This window comes from Bacillus sp. EAC (genome assembly GCF_002156875.1).
GTDB lineage: Bacteria > Bacillota > Bacilli > Bacillales > Bacillaceae_G > Gottfriedia.
In genome coordinates, this window is record NZ_NCSY01000009.1 from 172,370 (window position 1) to 188,803 (window position 16,434).

A 16,434-nucleotide genomic window follows, 5' to 3' on the forward strand; every position below is an offset into this window, starting at 1 on the left:
TTTTATTTTAATCTCTTTGTCTCTTTTGGAATTAACTCATTAATTTCATTCCAAAATTTGAATAATAAATCTAATTCCTCGTCATTGTACTGATTAAATATATTAGAGAGAGAGTCCGATAGTGGCTTGAAAAGCTTTGTAATTTCATCATCACGTTCATATAAAGGTTGGATAATTACTTTTCTACGGTCTTCTGGATCATGAATTCGTTTAACGAGCATCGCTTTTTCTAATCGATCGATTACTCCAGTTATCGCCCCGGTTGTTAAATTTGTTAGTTGAGATAGCTGACCTGCTGAAATAGGACCAGTTTGACTTAGTAATTCTCTACACCTTAAATCAGTCACATTCAAATGAAGCTTAGATGCAATACCTTCATTTAAGATAACAATGGAGGTATTAAACTTTCTAATCTCCATGACTAGTGAGGTGATAAATTCATTTCTAGATGTTGTCTTTTCCGACATAGTATTCTCTCCTTATATAATTAGAAGGTACAATAAAATTTATCGTAACTAAATATCTTAGGAACTAAGATAATAATAAATCAAATCAATTAAATAAAGAAGAAATATAAAGTATTTTAACCAAAAGTTAATGATCTATTGCTTGTGGTAATAGAAATCATCCCAACTGATGATTTAGGAAAAAAGAAGTCGGAAATAATATCGAATATTAATCGATTGTGATGTTTAAGGAGTAGTGAATGGAATGAGAGAAGTAGAAGTTGTACCTTATCAAACTTCATGGGAGGAAGACTTCCGAAACGAAAAAACGTCTATTCAGAAAATCTTACCTGAAAAAGTGAATGTTTATCATATTGGAAGTACTGCGATTCCAAATATGTTTGCACTTCCAATCATTGATCTAATGATTGAAGTAGAAAACATAAAAAAGTTTGATCAATATAGCGATGCTCTTTGTACGTTAGGTTACGAGGCGATGGGTGAACATTGTGTAGAAGATAGACGATTATTTAAGAAATGTGATGATAATTGTAGTTTTCACATTCATATTTTTGCGAAAGGAAATCCTGAAATCGAACGTCATATCGCATTTAGGGAATTTATGATTGCTCATAAAGAACAAGCTTTTGAATATATCAAGTTAAAAAAGGAACTTGCAAAAAAACACCCACAAAATAAAGAAAAATATAAAATTGGTAGAGAAGGATTTTTAGATGAAATAGATAAGAAAGCTAGTAACTGGAAGAAATAATACTCCTTCCAAATGGAAGGAGTGAATTAACGATGATCAGTATATGTTTCAGCATGTGTGTGCTCTTTTATAAAAGTTACTTGTTGATTACTTAAAGGGTTGGAATAGTATGCAGATATATTTTCACTTAATTGTTTTTGATCTCGTGCGCCGACTGCAAGTGATGAAACAGCATTATTTTGTAATAAATAATGTAAGGCAAGGCTATGTAACGTTTGATCTTGATCAAGTAATTGAGTAAGTTGATTTATTGTTTCAATTAACTCGTGTTCAGAGTAGGACATATAGCCAGAACTTTTGATCTTGTTTTGCCAATTGTTTGTCAAAAGTCCTTTTGCGACAGCTCCACGAACAATTACAGAAATGCTTTGTTTTGCTAATTGTGAAAAGAATTCCTCTGGTCTTCGTTCAAGTACATTGTATTGCATCATCACACTTTGAATTGAAGAGTGTTTACTAAAACGTTGAAACACATTAGGACGTATAGAGGAGATACCATAGTAGCGAATAGTTCCTTCTTTTACAAGTTCATCAAATGCTTCAATTGTCTCTTCATAGTGATCCTCGATTGTCCCACCATGTAGTTGGTATAAATCAATATAATCTGTATTTAATCTTAATAAACTTTCTTTTACACCTTCTTGTATATGCTTTTTAGAAGGATCCCAAGACCATGTATCTTTTGACTGGTTCCAGCGATTACCAACCTTTGTCGCTAAAACTACTTGATCCCTACGATCTTTTAAAGCTTTACCTACTATTTCTTCATTACGACCAAAGTCATATAAATCAGCCGTATCAATATAATTAATACCAGCATCAATTGCAGCATGAATGGTTTGGATAGCTTCGTTTTCATCTGATCCTAATGACATGCAACCTAATCCAAGTTCGCTAATTTGTAATAAAGTAGAACCGAGCGTTCGTTTTTTCATCATGATCCCTCCAAGCTTAATTGTAGGGAAAAATAGTTTATTTTACAATATAGAGAGATCTTCCATCCGAATTGTCTAACCATTCTTGAACGGTTTTATATTGTTGACTGATTACTTGAAGAGTTTTTAATATTTCAGTTTTTGAACCAACTAAAACGACTGCAGAATTAGTACATGATATTTTCATAAAACACCCCATATCCGATAAGTAATTTAAATAAATAAGTGATAAAATGTATGTGACAACCATACAAAATAGAACAAGGGATGAAAAAAATGAAAAAATTTGAAGAAAAAACACTTACTGAAGAAAAAATTTTTGAAGGAAGAGTGATCTCGCTTTATCATCAAAATGTAGAGTTACCAAATGGAAAAACAAGCACTCGAGAAATCGTTAAGCATCCAGGTGCAGTTGCTGTTATACCAATTACTGATGAAGGAAAAATTGTATTAGTTGAGCAATATCGTAAAGCATTAGAAAGAAGTTTATTAGAAATACCAGCAGGGAAGTTAGAAAAAGGGGAAGAACCACTTTTAACAGCTAAAAGAGAACTTGAAGAAGAAACAGGATATGAGGCAAGCGAATGGGAGCATATTCAATCATTTTATACTTCACCAGGATTTGCGGATGAATATATACATATCTATGTAGCGAAAGGCTTAAAAAAATTAGAAAATAGCGCACAATTAGATGAAGATGAATTTGTAGAGCTTTTAGAACTTACTTTAGAAGAATGTATCGAAGAATTAAAAAAAGGGTCAATACATGATGCAAAAACATGCTATGCAATTCAATATTTACAATTATTAAAAAGAAATTAAGATTTATATACAAATTGGTAAGAAAATCATGATAAAATGATGCTATCTAATTTGAAAGGGTTGAACTAATGAGGATTTCATCAATTAAAAGAACAGCTAAGGATCGCCTATCGGGAAATTGGGGGAAAACAATTTTATTTTTAATTGTTAATGCGATCGTATTAGGTATTATTAATAATGTGTTTGAAAAGCCTGTAAATTACTATTATTTTGGAAAATTTATACTCGGTAGATACGAGTCGATTCCAATGGGTTATACAATCGTAATCTATATTGTTACAACTATTTTAACTGCTTTAATCGGTTATGGTTTAATTACGTACTTCATAAAGCTTGTTCGTGACGAAGAGCGCAGTTTTTCGGACTTATTTTATTATTTTAAGAGTGGTCAACAGTTTATAAGAGCAACTTTAACTACGATTTTAGTAACAGTATTTACGTTACTTTGGTTACTATTGTTTATAATTCCCGGAATCATTAAATCATTAGCGTATTCTCAAGTAGGGTATATTTTGAAAGATAATCCTGAAATGAGACCATTAGATGCAATTACATTAAGTAGACGAATGATGGACGGATATAAGTGGAAGTTCTTTTTATTAAGTCTTTCGTTTATTGGATGGCTCCTTGTCATAATTATTACGTTAGGACTAGGATTATTATATGTAGCACCGTATTATACTACAACTCAAGCTCAATTTTACGAAGAAGTAAAAGCTGCGTATGAGGAAAATGAAGAAACAATCTTTTAAGACGCTTAATGGCGTCTTTTTTTTTGCACGGTACTAAAAGATTGTTTGTTGTATTAAGTGGGATATGTTACTAGAAATCGTTAATTGTACTTTTGATATTCATATTACATATTTCTCCGTTTCAGTTTTGACTTCATAAATAGTCGAAATGAAATCATAATATGCCAGATCAACAGTATTTTTTAACCTAATCATATTAAATAGAATTTGACTAAATTGAATAAAATAAATCAATGAATAAAGATGTAGAGGTGAGATGCCTTGTTTGTTACAGGAGAACTAGGAACATATCATGTAAGGATAAAAGGAGAAGGAAAAGTAACAGTATTATTAGAGTGCGGGATGATGCATACATTAAATCAATGGGCAAATTTACAAAATGAACTTTCTAAATGTGCAAAAGTTATATCTTATGATCGATTAGGTTATGGAAAAAGTGGAATATGGACGTCAGAACGGTCAACAGAACAGCAAGCATTTGAATGCTATGATATTTTATTAGCATTAAATATTTCGAGTCCATTACTTGTCGTCGGACATTCTCTTGGGGCTTATATCTCATTTCAACTTAGTCATTTATTTCCGAATCGAGTGCAATCCTTAATTTTGTTAGATCCTTCTCATCCTACACTCGAAGAACACGAACAGAAACTATATGACAAGTTATTATATCAATTTGCTCTGACGATGAAAGGTGTCAATCAGTTAAAAATTCTAAAGGCGTTTCCAAATCGTCTACTTAATTTTTTCATAAAAAGTGATAATGATAACGAAGAAAAAGAAATAGTTGAAGCAATAAAAAGTAAAAAACATTGGAAAACTGTCGTAAGTGAATGGAAAAATTTATACTATAGTGGTAATAGAATCAAAGAAGAATTGAAAAAAAAGCTGGATATCCCATTAATGGTTCTTACAGCATCAAAACAGAGTGGGCTCGCATTGAATAAAAAGAAACAGGCTCAATTATTACATAAAGTAGAAAATTATCATAAAGAATATGTAAACTCATCCAGTAATGGAATTCATGAAACATTGGCTGGATTTTCACACGCTTCTATTTATGGGAATTCAAAAGAATCGGCAAAAACGATTAGTAAGATTATTAAAAAACAAATTGAATTATTAACTTAAATTAAAAAAACTGAGCTGTTCATACTTAAATGAACAGCTCAGTTTATTGTTTAAACAGTTACTAGTGATTTAGTAGCAACATTCATCAAAGTTTCAGCTGAAGTAGTTACTCGAGTTGTTGCTTGGCCAATCTCATTGATTGTTTCAGCAAGGTGATTAATTTCTTTCTCAGTTTTTTCAACACCGGCAATACTTTTACCCATTTCATCAACAATCGTGATGAAGGAAGATTGAGTTGATTCAGCATGAATACGACCATCTTTAACGATTCCAGAAACATCATTTATGGAAGTAACTACATTATGTAAATAAGTGTTTGAAACTTCTATGATTTCTTCGATTTTTGAAATTGAATTCTTAGTTTGTTCTGCTAGCTTTCGAACCTCAAGTGCAACTACAGCGAATCCTTTACCATGTTCGCCTGCACGAGCAGCTTCAATTGCAGAGTTTAATGATAATAAGTTTGTTTGATCTGCAATACTTTGAACAATTTTAATTACATCAGCAATATCTGAATATGAACTATTTAAATGTTGAACCATTTCAATCACTTTTTCAGTGTTTGTTGAGATAATACCAATACTTTCTGCTAGTTCTTTCACTTGATTTTTTCCTGATCCAGCAATTTCTTGTGTTTTTAATACTTGAGTATTTGAATCATGAACCTGAGTTTTCACTTGATGACTTTGTTCCACAAGCATTTCAACAGCTGCATTCGTTTGTTGTGTTAGTGCGACTAAGTCTTCTGCGATTTCTTGAATTTGTGCTTTTAATTCTTCTTCATTTTTACTCTTAAGCTCATTTTCTTCAAGAATATTTTCTTTTACAAATTGCGTAAAGAGTTGTTGTTCGAAATTTAAAGATTTCATAATAGATGTGATTACCTTCGTACGTTCATTTGCATCAGCAATTTCCAAGAAAGCAACCCGGATATACTCGCCTAAAAAACATTGGAATATAGCCATATAGAATTCAGGTTTAATTGAAGTATGTACTGAAGTAATACGTTTGATGCTTGCAATGAAAGCATTGTCATATTTAGTAGTGAAGTGGAGGGACATTTGCTTTTTAATAATATCATTTGCATTTCCTAGGTCCTTTAATATATCAAAAAGAGAGTTCATTCTTGAACCAACTTGATTTTTGATATTTGAAATGATCTCCTCTTCATACTTTTGAATCACATTCGTATAGAAATGACCTTTGATTGCAATGTCCTCTTTTGTAAAATTAATCATATCAAACTGATCTAAATGATCTGACGATAAATCGATTACAACTTTTACATGATCTACTTCAATCGTTGTAACGCCTACACGATGGGTTTTCTTTTTAAAATTAAACATACTTTAATTCCTCCGTTGCATTATAATTTATAATCCTACTTTTATTATCGAACAAATTTACTATTAGTTTATATAAAATAGGGAATTTTCATAGTTTTATAAATAAATAGAATAAAAAACTTGTCCACTCATAAAATGAATAGAGACTAAGATGCAGGAGATGATGATATGACTAGAAGCTCAATACAATTAACAATGAAAAATCATGTTAAAGACTACATGTCCATTTATATTTTTGTTAGTGTCATTTTATTATTCGGTGTAGTTTTCGGAGCAGTCATTGTAAATAGTATGAACGTGAGCCAAAAGCAGGATATCCTTTCCTTTATTACTCATTTTTTTGGACAAGTAAATAACGAAGGATACATTAATGGAAATGAAGTATTCTTATCAAGTTATTCGACGCATTTAAAGTTTTTAGCATTAATTTGGATATTAGGAATTTCAATTATAGGCTTACCGATTATTCTAATCTTATTATTCATGAAAGGGCTTGTTGTTGGATTTACTGTAGGATTTTTAGTGAATCAACTTGGCTGGCACGGAATCTTACTTGCTTTTTCTTCTGTTTTTCCACAAAACGTAATTGTCTTACCATTATATATTTTATTAACAGTATTGGCTGTTCAACTTTCTATCAGAATGATTCGAAAACAATTTATTAAGAATGATAATGAACCGATTATGAAACAATTAATGAGCTATTCAATTGTTTTTTGTTTAGTAGCAATTTGTCTATGTTTAGCGAGTGTAATTGAAGCTTACGGTTCTTCGTACTTTTTAAAAGCAATCTCCGAAATAATTGTTTCAAAAAATTAACAAATAATTTTTGACACTTTCTCTTTCTTTGTTATAATTATTATCAAGTGGCGAGGGAGTGAAAAAAATGGAAGAACGTGTTGAACGAATAAAAAAACAACTACATTTAGCAGGATATAAATTAACACCGCAACGGGAATCAACAGTTCGCGTTTTATTAGAGAACGAAGCAGATCACCTAAGTGCAGAAGATGTTTACCTCCTAGTGAAAGAAAAATCGCCGGAAATAGGACTTGCTACTGTTTATCGTACGTTAGAATTACTAACTGAATTAACAATTGTTGATAAAATAAATTTTGGTGATGGAGTTTCTCGTTACGATTTAAGACACGAGGGTGCACAACATTTTCACCATCATTTAATCTGTGTTGTTTGTGGAGCGGTAGACGAAATACATGAAAATCTATTAAGCGAAGCTGAAAAAATTGTAGAAGAACGTTTTAATTTTAAAATTAAGGATCATCGATTATCATTTCATGGCGTTTGTCATCGTTGCCATGACGAAAATGAAAAGTAATTCTTGTCTAATATGATTATTAAAATAATTTTATTTATCAATCCAATTAATGTGGATTCAAAGATAAAATAATGCAGAGCAGTTCAATATATAAGAGTCTGCTCTTTTTCATGTCTTCTTCTTTCGAACAATTCTTCTATTGAATTGAAGTATGATTTGTCCAAATTTTGCATAGGATGTAGTAATGATGTCTTTACTTCTAGCAAATAGGTGGTGGTCATATGAAAAAAAGGGCGACAATAATCATTAATGTTTTAAAAGTAGCAATCTTATTTATTACTTGTACAATTTTATTTTATTTTGCAATTCAATGGATTCATTCTGAATATGAAGATATGCATCGATATGACCGACCAGAGGGTTCTATGTTGAAAGTAGACAAACATAAGAAAAGCGGTGCATTTAACCAATTGGTGCGGTTTTATCAAAACGGGGAGTAATGAATGTGACAACTACTGAAAAATCGCCTTTTAAAAAAGAGTTTGATTATGCTGCTGAAGATTTTAAGCATTTTATTCAAGTAGAAAAAGGTTTATCTAAAAATACAATTCTATCATATGGTAAAGATTTGGAGAGTTATGGTAGATATATGGATCTCGTAGAAAATTTACCTGGACTTTCAGGTATTACTAGGATACATATTGTTAACTATTTAAAATATTTGAAAGAACGAGATTTAACAGCAAGAACAATGGCAAGACAATTAGCTACAATCCGTTCATTTCACCAATTTTTAATAAGAGAAGTAGATGGTATGAAGGATGATCCTTCTTTATTAATTGAAATACCAAAGGCACCAAAGATTCTACCGAAAGTATTGTCTCTTCAAGAAGTTGAGGCACTATTAGAGGTGCAAGACCAGTCGACCTTTGGATTAAGAGACAAAGCAATGCTTGAATTATTATATGCTACAGGTATGCGTGTATCTGAATTATTATCGTTAGATCTTTCGGATATTAATTTAACAATGGGCTTCGTGCGCTGTATGGGTAAAGGTAGTAAAGAACGAATAATCCCATTAGGGAAATTAGCAATCGAATCGATTGAAAATTATTTAAAATTAGCTAGAAAAGATTTGGCTGGAAAAAAACAAAATGATGCATTCTTTTTAAATCATCATGGAAATCGAATGTCTAGACAAGGATTTTGGAAAAATTTAAAAAAACAAGCTGAGAAAGCAAATATACAACATGAACTTACACCTCATACATTGAGACATTCATTTGCTACGCATTTATTAGAAAATGGTGCTGATTTAAGATCAGTTCAAGAAATGCTAGGACATGCCGATATTTCAACAACTCAAATCTATACGCATGTAACGAAAAATAGACTTAAGGATGTTTATAAAGAATTTCACCCAAGAGCTTAATTAAAGCTCTTTTTTCATTGTTATATTGCCAAATAAAAGCATATTATATTAAATTAATCTTAGGTATGCTGAGAGGATGAATAAAATGATTACAATTAAGACTGAACGTGAAATCAATTTAATGCATGAAGCTGGTAAATTATTAGCAGCTACACATAAAGAAATTGCAAAAATGATTAAACCTGGAATTACGACTTGGGAAATTGATCAGTTTGTAGAGAAATTTTTAGCTGAAAATGGAGCAAAGCCAGAACAAAAAGGTTTTCGTGGATATGAATATGCAACATGTGCTTCAATAAACGATGAAATTTGTCATGGGTTTCCCCGAAAAAAAGCTTTAAAAGATGGAGATATCGTAACGATTGATATGGTAGTGAATTTAAATGGTGCGCTAGCTGATTCTGCTTGGACTTATGGTGTTGGAAATATTTCTAAAGAGAATAAAGATTTATTAACAGTAACACAGGAATGTTTATATAAAGGGATTGAGCAAGCAATTGTTGGAAACCGTATAGGCGATATAGGTTTTGCGATTCAGTCATATGCTGAATCGTTAGGTTACTCAGTAGTTCGTGACTTTACTGGACATGGAATTGGTCCAACACTTCATGAAGAACCATTTGTCCCTCATTTTGGATTGGCAGGGAAGGGGTTAAGACTTCGTGAAGGAATGGTCATAACAATTGAGCCAATGATCAACTTAGGGTCTTGGCAATCTACAATGGATAGTAATGGGTGGACTGCTCGAACGAGAGATGGGAAAAATTCTGCTCAATATGAGCATACACTCGCAATAACAAGTGATGGTCCAAAAATATTAACAATGCAAAGCTAATCGATAAAAACTTTACATTGTAAGAGAAAATATTTTAGATTATAATTTGAGTGTAACTAATGGTTTGATTCGGATTAATAAAAAAATTAAAAAATGATTAAGATTTATTGACATAATGGACTAGAAGGCATAATATTATATTACAAACAATCGAATACTTCCAAAGGGGAGTAGCGTCAGGAGAGATCCTGAAACAAAGTCGTCATTTCGTGAGAAACCATTCTCACCGGCTTTGTTGGCATACGAAAGTATGCTCAGCAAGACCTTTGCCGTAGTACTACAACTATTGGCAAAGGTCTTTTTATTTTTGTAGACACGGGTACAGGTTGTTTAATAAAATAGTAGATTGTAAGGAGGAATAGATATGGAAATATTTGGAATGAGTTTAGGCGTACTATTGAATGTAATCTTTATCGACCTGTTACTAAGTGGAGACAATGCAATTCTAATTGCATTAGCTGCAAAAAACCTACCTGAGGATCAAAAGAAAAAAGCAATCTTATTTGGTACAGCAGGTGCAATTGGGCTTCGTGTCGTATTTGCAGCTGTCATCGTGTTCTTGCTAAAAATACCTTTGATCTATGCAATGGGTGGCTTAATGTTATTATGGATCGCATTTAAGTTATTAGTTGACGATGCAGGGCATGGTGAAGTAAAAAGTGGAGCAACACTGTGGGGAGCAGTAAAAACTATTATTATAGCAGATGCATTAATGAGTTTAGATAATGTATTAGCTATTGCAGGTGTTGCACATGGTAGTTTAACAGCGATTATTATCGGTATTCTAATTTCAATTCCGATTATCGTCTGGGGTAGTTCATATTTAATGAAAGTAATGAATAGATTCCCAATAATTACGACGATTGGTTCAGGTATTCTTGCATGGACAGCAGCAGGGATGATTACACATGATCATATGATTGGCGATATTTTTGAAAATAATGTGATTGCATTAATTTTTAAAATTGCTATGACTGCTATTGTAGTAATTGGTGGTACAATCATTGCTAAAAGAAAAGCACAAAAACATCAGGTTGCAAATTCTCAAAATCAAACTGCATAAAAAAACAAGCTCAACCTATAATAGGTTGAGCTTTTTATTTGTTTATTATTAATAGTTTCTGTTAATGTATATTTTTGTTTCTAAACAAAACGCATTGTTCTGAAAGAGATAACAGGATTTGAAGCAAAGAGCGTAGTATGAGATTTAATTCGAGTGGGAGGTGCGAGACTCCTGAGGGAGTAGCGAGAATGGTGAGACCACGCAGGCTTACCGAGGAGGCTAAGCTCACCCTAGGTGGAAAGGGAGCATCCTGTAACGGAAATCAATATGATGTATTAGCAGAGCCTATTAATAAAAAGTATTCAATTCTTAATGGAAAAAAAGTATCAATAGACACAAATTGGAAAATATAATTGTTGAAAAGAACTAGGACAATAAGTATACTTTAGTTGTCAGACATCTGACTCTACACTTAAGTTTCGTTTTGTAGTGATTGTTAGGAGGAAAACAGATGAATAAAGAATTTAAACGCGTGTTCCTCGTTGTTATGGATTCTGTAGGTATTGGAGAAGCTCCAGATGCAGAAAAATTTAATGATGTTGGTTCAGATACACTAGGACATATTGCAGAAAAAATGAATGGGTTACATATGCCGAATATGGCAAAATTAGGTTTAAGTAATATTCGTGAGTTAAAAGGAATTCCTAAAGCCGATAAACCACTTGCAGTTTATTCAAAAATGGAAGAATCTTCTGTAGGAAAAGATACAATGACAGGTCATTGGGAAATGATGGGTCTACATATTGATAAGCCTTTCCGAGTTTTTGCAGATGGATTCCCACCAGAATTAATTAGTGAATTAGAAGGTCATTTTGGACGCAAAATAATTGGAAATAAACCAGCTTCTGGCACAGAAATATTAGTTGAACTAGGAGAACAGCATGTTAAAACAGGCGATTTGATCGTTTACACTTCTGCTGATTCAGTTCTACAAATTGCTGCACATGAAGAAGTGATCCCTCTTGATGAGTTATACCGATATTGTGAAATTGCACGTAAATTAACTTTAGATGATCCTTATATGATTGGTCGAATTATAGCGAGACCTTTTGTTGGAGAGCCTGGTGATTTTAAACGTACACCTAACCGCCATGACTATGCCTTAAAACCATTTGGTCGCACTGTAATGAATGAATTACAAGATGCAAACTACGATGTTATTTCAATTGGTAAAATCGCAGATATTTTCGATGGAGAGGGAATAACTAAAGCATTGCGTACTGTTTCTAATATGGATGGTATGGATAAATTAGTCGATACTTTACAAATGGATTTCACAGGTTTAAGTTTCTTAAACTTAGTTGATTTCGATGCTGTATACGGTCATCGACGTGATCCATTAGGATATGGAAAAGCTCTTGAAGAGTTTGATGCAAGATTACCGGAAGTATTTGAACTTCTAAAAGAAGACGATTTATTAATTATTACTGCCGATCATGGAAATGACCCTACTTTTAGGGGAACAGATCATACAAGGGAGTATGTGCCTTTAATCGTTTATAGTAAAAAGTTTTCAGAGGGTAAAGAAATACCAATTCCAAAAACATTTGCAGATGTAGGAGCTACAATCGCAGAGAACTTTGACATTAAAATGCCATCACACGGATCAAGTTTTTTAGGAAAATTGAGATAAGGTGGAATACGAAAATGAATAAAGAAAAAATTGAAAAAGCAGGTTCATTTATTAAGGAAAAGATAAAAACTCAACCGAAGATTGGTTTAATTCTTGGTTCAGGTTTAGGAGTTTTAGTTGATGAAATCGAAAATCAAGTTAAAATTCCATATCATACGATTCCCGAATTTGCTACTTCAACGGTTGAAGGTCATGAAGGTCAGCTTGTATTTGGTGACATAAATGGTGTAAGCGTTGTAGCTATGCAAGGAAGAACACATTTCTACGAAGGATATGGAATGGAAAAAGTTACTTTTCCGGTTCGTGTCATGAAGGAATTAGGCGTTGAAATTTTAATTGTTACAAATGCAGCTGGTGGCGTGAATACTTCATTTGAACCAGGTGATTTAATGTTAATTACTGATCATATAAACTTTACAGGAACTAGCCCATTAATTGGTCCAAATAATCCTGAGTTAGGCGTACGCTTCGTTGACATGTCGTATCCTTATGATCGTGAGTTACAAGAAGTTGCAAGAAGCGCTGCGAAAGAGGTAGATGTTAAACTTCAAGAAGGCGTATACGTTGCAGTTACAGGACCTTCATACGAAACTCCAGCTGAGATCCGTATGTTTAGAACATTAGGAGCTGATGCTGTTGGTATGTCAACTGTTTCTGAAGTTATTGTCGCACGTCATGCGGAATTAAAAGTATTAGGTATTTCATGTGTTTCTAATATGGCAGCGGGTATATTAGATCAGCCATTAGATCACGAAGAAGTAATTGAAACAACTCAACGAGTTCGAACACAATTTTTATCATTAGTTAAAGAAATTGTGCGTAAATTAGGATAATCATTGAAAATGAAAAGACTTCTGCGTGCTGTAGAAGTCCCTTTTCGTTCTTAACTTAAAATACAATTAGAATAGACAGAACAGATAGGAGAAATACAATTATGAGAATGGTAGATTTAATCGAAAAAAAACGCGATGGAAAAACATTAACGACAGAAGAAGTTAACTTTGTTGTCAATGGATTTACGGATGGTAGTGTTCCTGATTATCAAATGAGTGCCTTTGCAATGGCAGTATTTTTAAAAGGGATGACAGAAAAAGAATATAGTGATTTAACAATGGCAATGGTTCACTCTGGAGATACGATCGATCTTTCAAACATTGAAGGGATTAAAGTAGATAAACATTCAACGGGTGGAGTAGGTGATACAACTACACTAGTATTAGGTCCACTAGTTGCTTCTTTAGATATTCCAGTTGCAAAAATGAGTGGAAGAGGGTTAGGTCACACTGGAGGAACAATTGATAAATTAGAAGCTGTTGCAGGTTTTCATGTTGAACTAACTGAAGAAGAGTTTATGAAACAGGTTAACGATATTAAATTAGCGGTAATTGGTCAAACTGGTGATTTAACTCCAGCGGATAAAAAACTTTATGCATTACGTGATGTAACTGCGACTGTAAATTCAATTCCACTAATCTCTAGTTCAATTATGAGTAAAAAAATAGCAGCTGGTGCAGATGCAATCGTATTAGATGTTAAAACTGGTGCGGGTGCATTCATGAAAGATATTGATGATGCTCGTGATTTAGCAAGAGCGATGGTTAAGATCGGGAATAATGTTGGAAGACAAACAGTAGCTGTTATTTCTGACATGAGCCAACCACTTGGTCTTGCAATTGGTAATGCATTAGAAGTAAAAGAAGCGATTGACACATTAAAAGGTGAAGGTCCTAAAGATTTAGAAGAATTATGTTTAGTTTTAGGCAGTCAAATGGTTGTATTAGCTAAAAAAGCTGCTACTTTAGAAGAAGCTAGAGCGAAACTTCTTGAAAATATGAAAAATGGTAAAGCGTTAGAAGTATTTAAAGCATTTTTAGTTGCACAAGGTGGAGACGGTTCAGTTGTCGATGATCCTTCAAAATTACCACAAGCTAAATATGTTCAAGAAGTAGTTGCAAAACAAGACGGTTATGTTTCACAAATCGTAGCAGATGCTGTTGGAACTGCTGCAATGAAATTAGGTGCAGGAAGAGCTACAAAAGAATCTGTCATTGATTTAGCAGTTGGACTTATGCTTAACAAAAAAGTCGGCGATGCAGTTAAGAAAGGTGAGTCTTTAGTAACTGTTTATTCAAATACTGAAGATATTACTGAAGTTGAAAAAGATTTATTAGAAAACATTCTTATTTCAACTGAAAAAGTAGAAGAACCTACATTAGTATATGATTTAATTATGGAAGCATAAGAAACTTTAAGGCTGTTCTCAAATCATTTTGAGAACAGCTTTTTTTAGATTTTATTCTAAAAGGTTGATCGTTGGTTTTAATAAGGCAAAAACGGTATAAGTAGATGATGAACGGATATACCAGACTCCTGTGGGAGTAGTAGGACAGGTGAGAGCGAGGCAGGCGAGGAGACCCATCGCACGCCTCGCAGAAAGCGCGCATCCTGAAGTGGGAATCGACGAATTACTTTTTTAAAGCAACAAAGTTTACTAAAACAGCCTTTTTTAACTATGGACTAGAAATACAAATTGAATAGTTCATAAAAAAATTCTGTTTAACTATTTGACGATATCTAGTATAATGTTTAACGTGCCTAAGTGCATGGGTGGGCGAGGGAGACAGTATAAGAGAGGAATTTACTTGAAAAATCTTTTAAACAAACAATTTAATCTTGAAGGAAGCGGTACAACTATTAAAACGGAGGTCATTGCAGGTGTAGTTTCATTTTTAACACTTGTCTATATTCTTTCTGTTAACAGTACAATTTTACATGATGCAGGAATACCGTTCCAAGGTGCTATGATTGCAACCATTCTTTCAGCCTTTTTTGGAAGTGTAATGATCGGAGTATGGAGCAATTCACCTTTAGTGCTAGTGCCAGGTATGGGGATTAATGCATTATTTACGTACACAATGGTTGGAGAAATGGGAATGAGTTGGAAGGAAGCACTTGCGGTTGTATTTGTGAGTGGAATCTTATTATCCATTTTATCGTTTACAAAACTTATTAAGAAATTAACAACTGCAATTCCATTATCGTTAAAAAGTGCAATTACAGTAGGAATTGGTTTTTTCTTAACATTTATTGGCCTTCAAGCTGGTGGGATTGTCGTGAAAAATGAGGATACGTTCGTATCTATTGCGAATTTTTCAAATCCTGATGTTTTAGCGACAGTAATAACTCTTGGTATAGCGATTTACTTATTTATTAAAAATGTTCCAGCTAATTTTTTAATTACAGTTGTAGTAGGAACAATCATTTCATTTATCTTACATGGTGGAATTGAAAAAGCACATGAAACTACGAAAATCACTTTGCATTCTGCTACTGAAGTTGTAGGACAACTGACCTTTACAAGCATGATGAGTTTTTCATTTTGGATTGCCGTATTTTCTCTAACGATGGTTATCCTTTTTGAATCAATCGGAATTATTCATGGGCAACTTGGAATGATTAATCAAGAAGAAAAGCAACAAAAGGTAATTCAAGGAACTGCATTTGGTATTCTACTATCAGGATTATTTGGAACGAGTCCAACAGTTATTGCAGTTGAAGGAAGTGCTGGAATTAGTTCCGGTGGAAGAACTGGATTAACTTCTGTTGTAACAGGATTTTTATTTCTAGGATGTCTTTTATTTATGCCGCTAATTGCTTATATTCCGACATCCGCAATTGCGCCGATTTTAATTATTATTGGTTCATTAATGGTCAAACACATTACAGATATTCAATTGGATGATCCTACTGAGGCGATACCAGCCTTTTTAATATTAGCATTCATTCCATTAACATATAGTATTATTGACGGAATCGCATTTGGTTTTATTGCTTATCCATTAGTTAAAATGGCCGCAGGTAAAAAGACTGAGATTACACCATATATGGTTGCGATTTCTGCATTGTTCTTTGTACGATTTGCATTGAATTTAATTGCTTAATAAGAAAAGCGCTATTTCTCTTTTTTGAGAAATAGCGCTTTTTAATTGGA

At 33.0% G+C, this 16,434-nt stretch carries 18 protein-coding genes, 1 pseudogene and 1 riboswitch; of the genes and pseudogenes, 14 read left to right on the forward strand and 5 right to left on the reverse strand.

Features of this window, described 5'->3' with window-relative positions; translation table 11 throughout:
- Positions 1-2: 2 nt before the first annotated feature.
- A complete protein-coding gene (locus B7R65_RS15735; RefSeq protein ID WP_088043764.1) occupies positions 3-467 on the reverse strand; it encodes a MarR family winged helix-turn-helix transcriptional regulator in 465 nt (154 codons plus the stop codon).
- A 244-nt stretch (positions 468-711) separates the two neighbouring features.
- Between B7R65_RS15735 and B7R65_RS15740 the strand changes: the two genes are divergently transcribed.
- Positions 712-1,218 carry a GrpB family protein gene (locus B7R65_RS15740; protein WP_088043765.1) on the forward strand — a complete coding sequence of 169 codons (507 nt, stop codon included), beginning with the start codon at positions 712-714 and terminating at the stop codon, positions 1,216-1,218.
- Between the two features lie 26 nt (positions 1,219-1,244).
- Here B7R65_RS15740 and B7R65_RS15745 read toward each other — a convergent pair whose 3' ends face one another.
- Together B7R65_RS15745 and mciZ are read right to left on the reverse strand one after the other, a co-directional pair.
- Positions 1,245-2,153, reverse strand: a complete 909-nt coding sequence (locus B7R65_RS15745; RefSeq protein ID WP_088043767.1) for an aldo/keto reductase — start codon at positions 2,151-2,153, stop codon at positions 1,245-1,247.
- Positions 2,154-2,190: 37 nt separating this feature from the next.
- The gene (mciZ, locus tag B7R65_RS21120; RefSeq protein WP_142288265.1) at positions 2,191-2,340 is read right to left on the reverse strand and encodes a Z-ring formation inhibitor MciZ; all 150 of its coding nucleotides are present in this window, start codon (positions 2,338-2,340) and stop codon (positions 2,191-2,193) included.
- Between the two features lie 89 nt (positions 2,341-2,429).
- On the opposite strand from mciZ, the gene B7R65_RS15750 reads away from it, so the two are divergent.
- From B7R65_RS15750 to B7R65_RS15760, 3 genes are all read left to right on the forward strand, one after another.
- A complete protein-coding gene (locus B7R65_RS15750; protein ID WP_088043769.1) occupies positions 2,430-2,975 on the forward strand; it encodes an NUDIX domain-containing protein in 546 nt (181 codons plus the stop codon).
- A 68-nt stretch (positions 2,976-3,043) separates the two neighbouring features.
- Entirely contained in the window at positions 3,044-3,727 is a 684-nt protein-coding gene (locus B7R65_RS15755; protein ID WP_088043770.1) for a DUF975 family protein, read from the forward strand.
- Positions 3,728-3,988: 261 nt separating this feature from the next.
- On the forward strand, positions 3,989-4,858 hold the full coding sequence (locus B7R65_RS15760; RefSeq protein ID WP_088043772.1) for an alpha/beta hydrolase: 870 nt from the start codon (positions 3,989-3,991) through the stop codon (positions 4,856-4,858).
- Positions 4,859-4,908: 50 nt separating this feature from the next.
- On the opposite strand, the gene B7R65_RS22015 is transcribed toward B7R65_RS15760, so the two are convergent.
- A complete protein-coding gene (locus B7R65_RS22015; RefSeq protein WP_142288268.1) occupies positions 4,909-5,727 on the reverse strand; it encodes a methyl-accepting chemotaxis protein in 819 nt (272 codons plus the stop codon).
- Positions 5,701-6,204 (reverse strand): annotated as a pseudogene (locus tag B7R65_RS22020) (protoglobin domain-containing protein); the annotation flags it as partial. The gene B7R65_RS22015 and the pseudogene B7R65_RS22020, both read right to left, overlap by 27 nt.
- 168 nt (positions 6,205-6,372) lie before the next feature.
- On the opposite strand from B7R65_RS22020, the gene spoIIM reads away from it, so the two are divergent.
- The 10 genes from spoIIM to B7R65_RS15815 all read left to right on the forward strand — a co-directional run bounded on the left by spoIIM (position 6,373) and on the right by B7R65_RS15815 (position 16,384).
- Entirely contained in the window at positions 6,373-7,023 is a 651-nt protein-coding gene (gene spoIIM / locus B7R65_RS15770) for a stage II sporulation protein M (RefSeq protein WP_088043776.1), read from the forward strand.
- Between the two features lie 67 nt (positions 7,024-7,090).
- Positions 7,091-7,540, forward strand: a complete 450-nt coding sequence (gene fur / locus B7R65_RS15775) for a ferric iron uptake transcriptional regulator (protein WP_088043778.1) — start codon at positions 7,091-7,093, stop codon at positions 7,538-7,540.
- A 221-nt stretch (positions 7,541-7,761) separates the two neighbouring features.
- Complete coding sequence (locus B7R65_RS15780) at positions 7,762-7,980, forward strand: DUF4227 family protein (protein WP_088043779.1); 219 nt, start codon at positions 7,762-7,764, stop codon at positions 7,978-7,980.
- Positions 7,981-7,985: 5 nt separating this feature from the next.
- Complete coding sequence (gene xerD / locus B7R65_RS15785; RefSeq protein ID WP_256941350.1) at positions 7,986-8,912, forward strand: site-specific tyrosine recombinase XerD; 927 nt, start codon at positions 7,986-7,988, stop codon at positions 8,910-8,912.
- An 85-nt stretch (positions 8,913-8,997) separates the two neighbouring features.
- On the forward strand, positions 8,998-9,747 hold the full coding sequence (map, locus tag B7R65_RS15790) for a type I methionyl aminopeptidase (RefSeq protein WP_088043782.1): 750 nt from the start codon (positions 8,998-9,000) through the stop codon (positions 9,745-9,747).
- Positions 9,748-9,900: 153 nt separating this feature from the next.
- Positions 9,901-10,003, forward strand: a riboswitch (yybP-ykoY riboswitch).
- Positions 10,004-10,111: 108 nt separating this feature from the next.
- Entirely contained in the window at positions 10,112-10,810 is a 699-nt protein-coding gene (locus B7R65_RS15795) for a TerC family protein (protein WP_088043783.1), read from the forward strand.
- A 451-nt stretch (positions 10,811-11,261) separates the two neighbouring features.
- Positions 11,262-12,443, forward strand: coding sequence for a phosphopentomutase (gene deoB, locus B7R65_RS15800; RefSeq protein WP_088043784.1), 1,182 nt, complete (start codon positions 11,262-11,264; stop codon positions 12,441-12,443).
- A 14-nt stretch (positions 12,444-12,457) separates the two neighbouring features.
- Positions 12,458-13,276, forward strand: a complete 819-nt coding sequence (locus B7R65_RS15805; RefSeq protein WP_088043786.1) for a purine-nucleoside phosphorylase — start codon at positions 12,458-12,460, stop codon at positions 13,274-13,276.
- A 101-nt stretch (positions 13,277-13,377) separates the two neighbouring features.
- Positions 13,378-14,685, forward strand: coding sequence for a pyrimidine-nucleoside phosphorylase (locus B7R65_RS15810; protein WP_088043788.1), 1,308 nt, complete (start codon positions 13,378-13,380; stop codon positions 14,683-14,685).
- A 400-nt stretch (positions 14,686-15,085) separates the two neighbouring features.
- Positions 15,086-16,384, forward strand: a complete 1,299-nt coding sequence (locus B7R65_RS15815) for an NCS2 family permease (RefSeq protein ID WP_256941351.1) — start codon at positions 15,086-15,088, stop codon at positions 16,382-16,384.
- Positions 16,385-16,434: the final 50 nt, after the last annotated feature.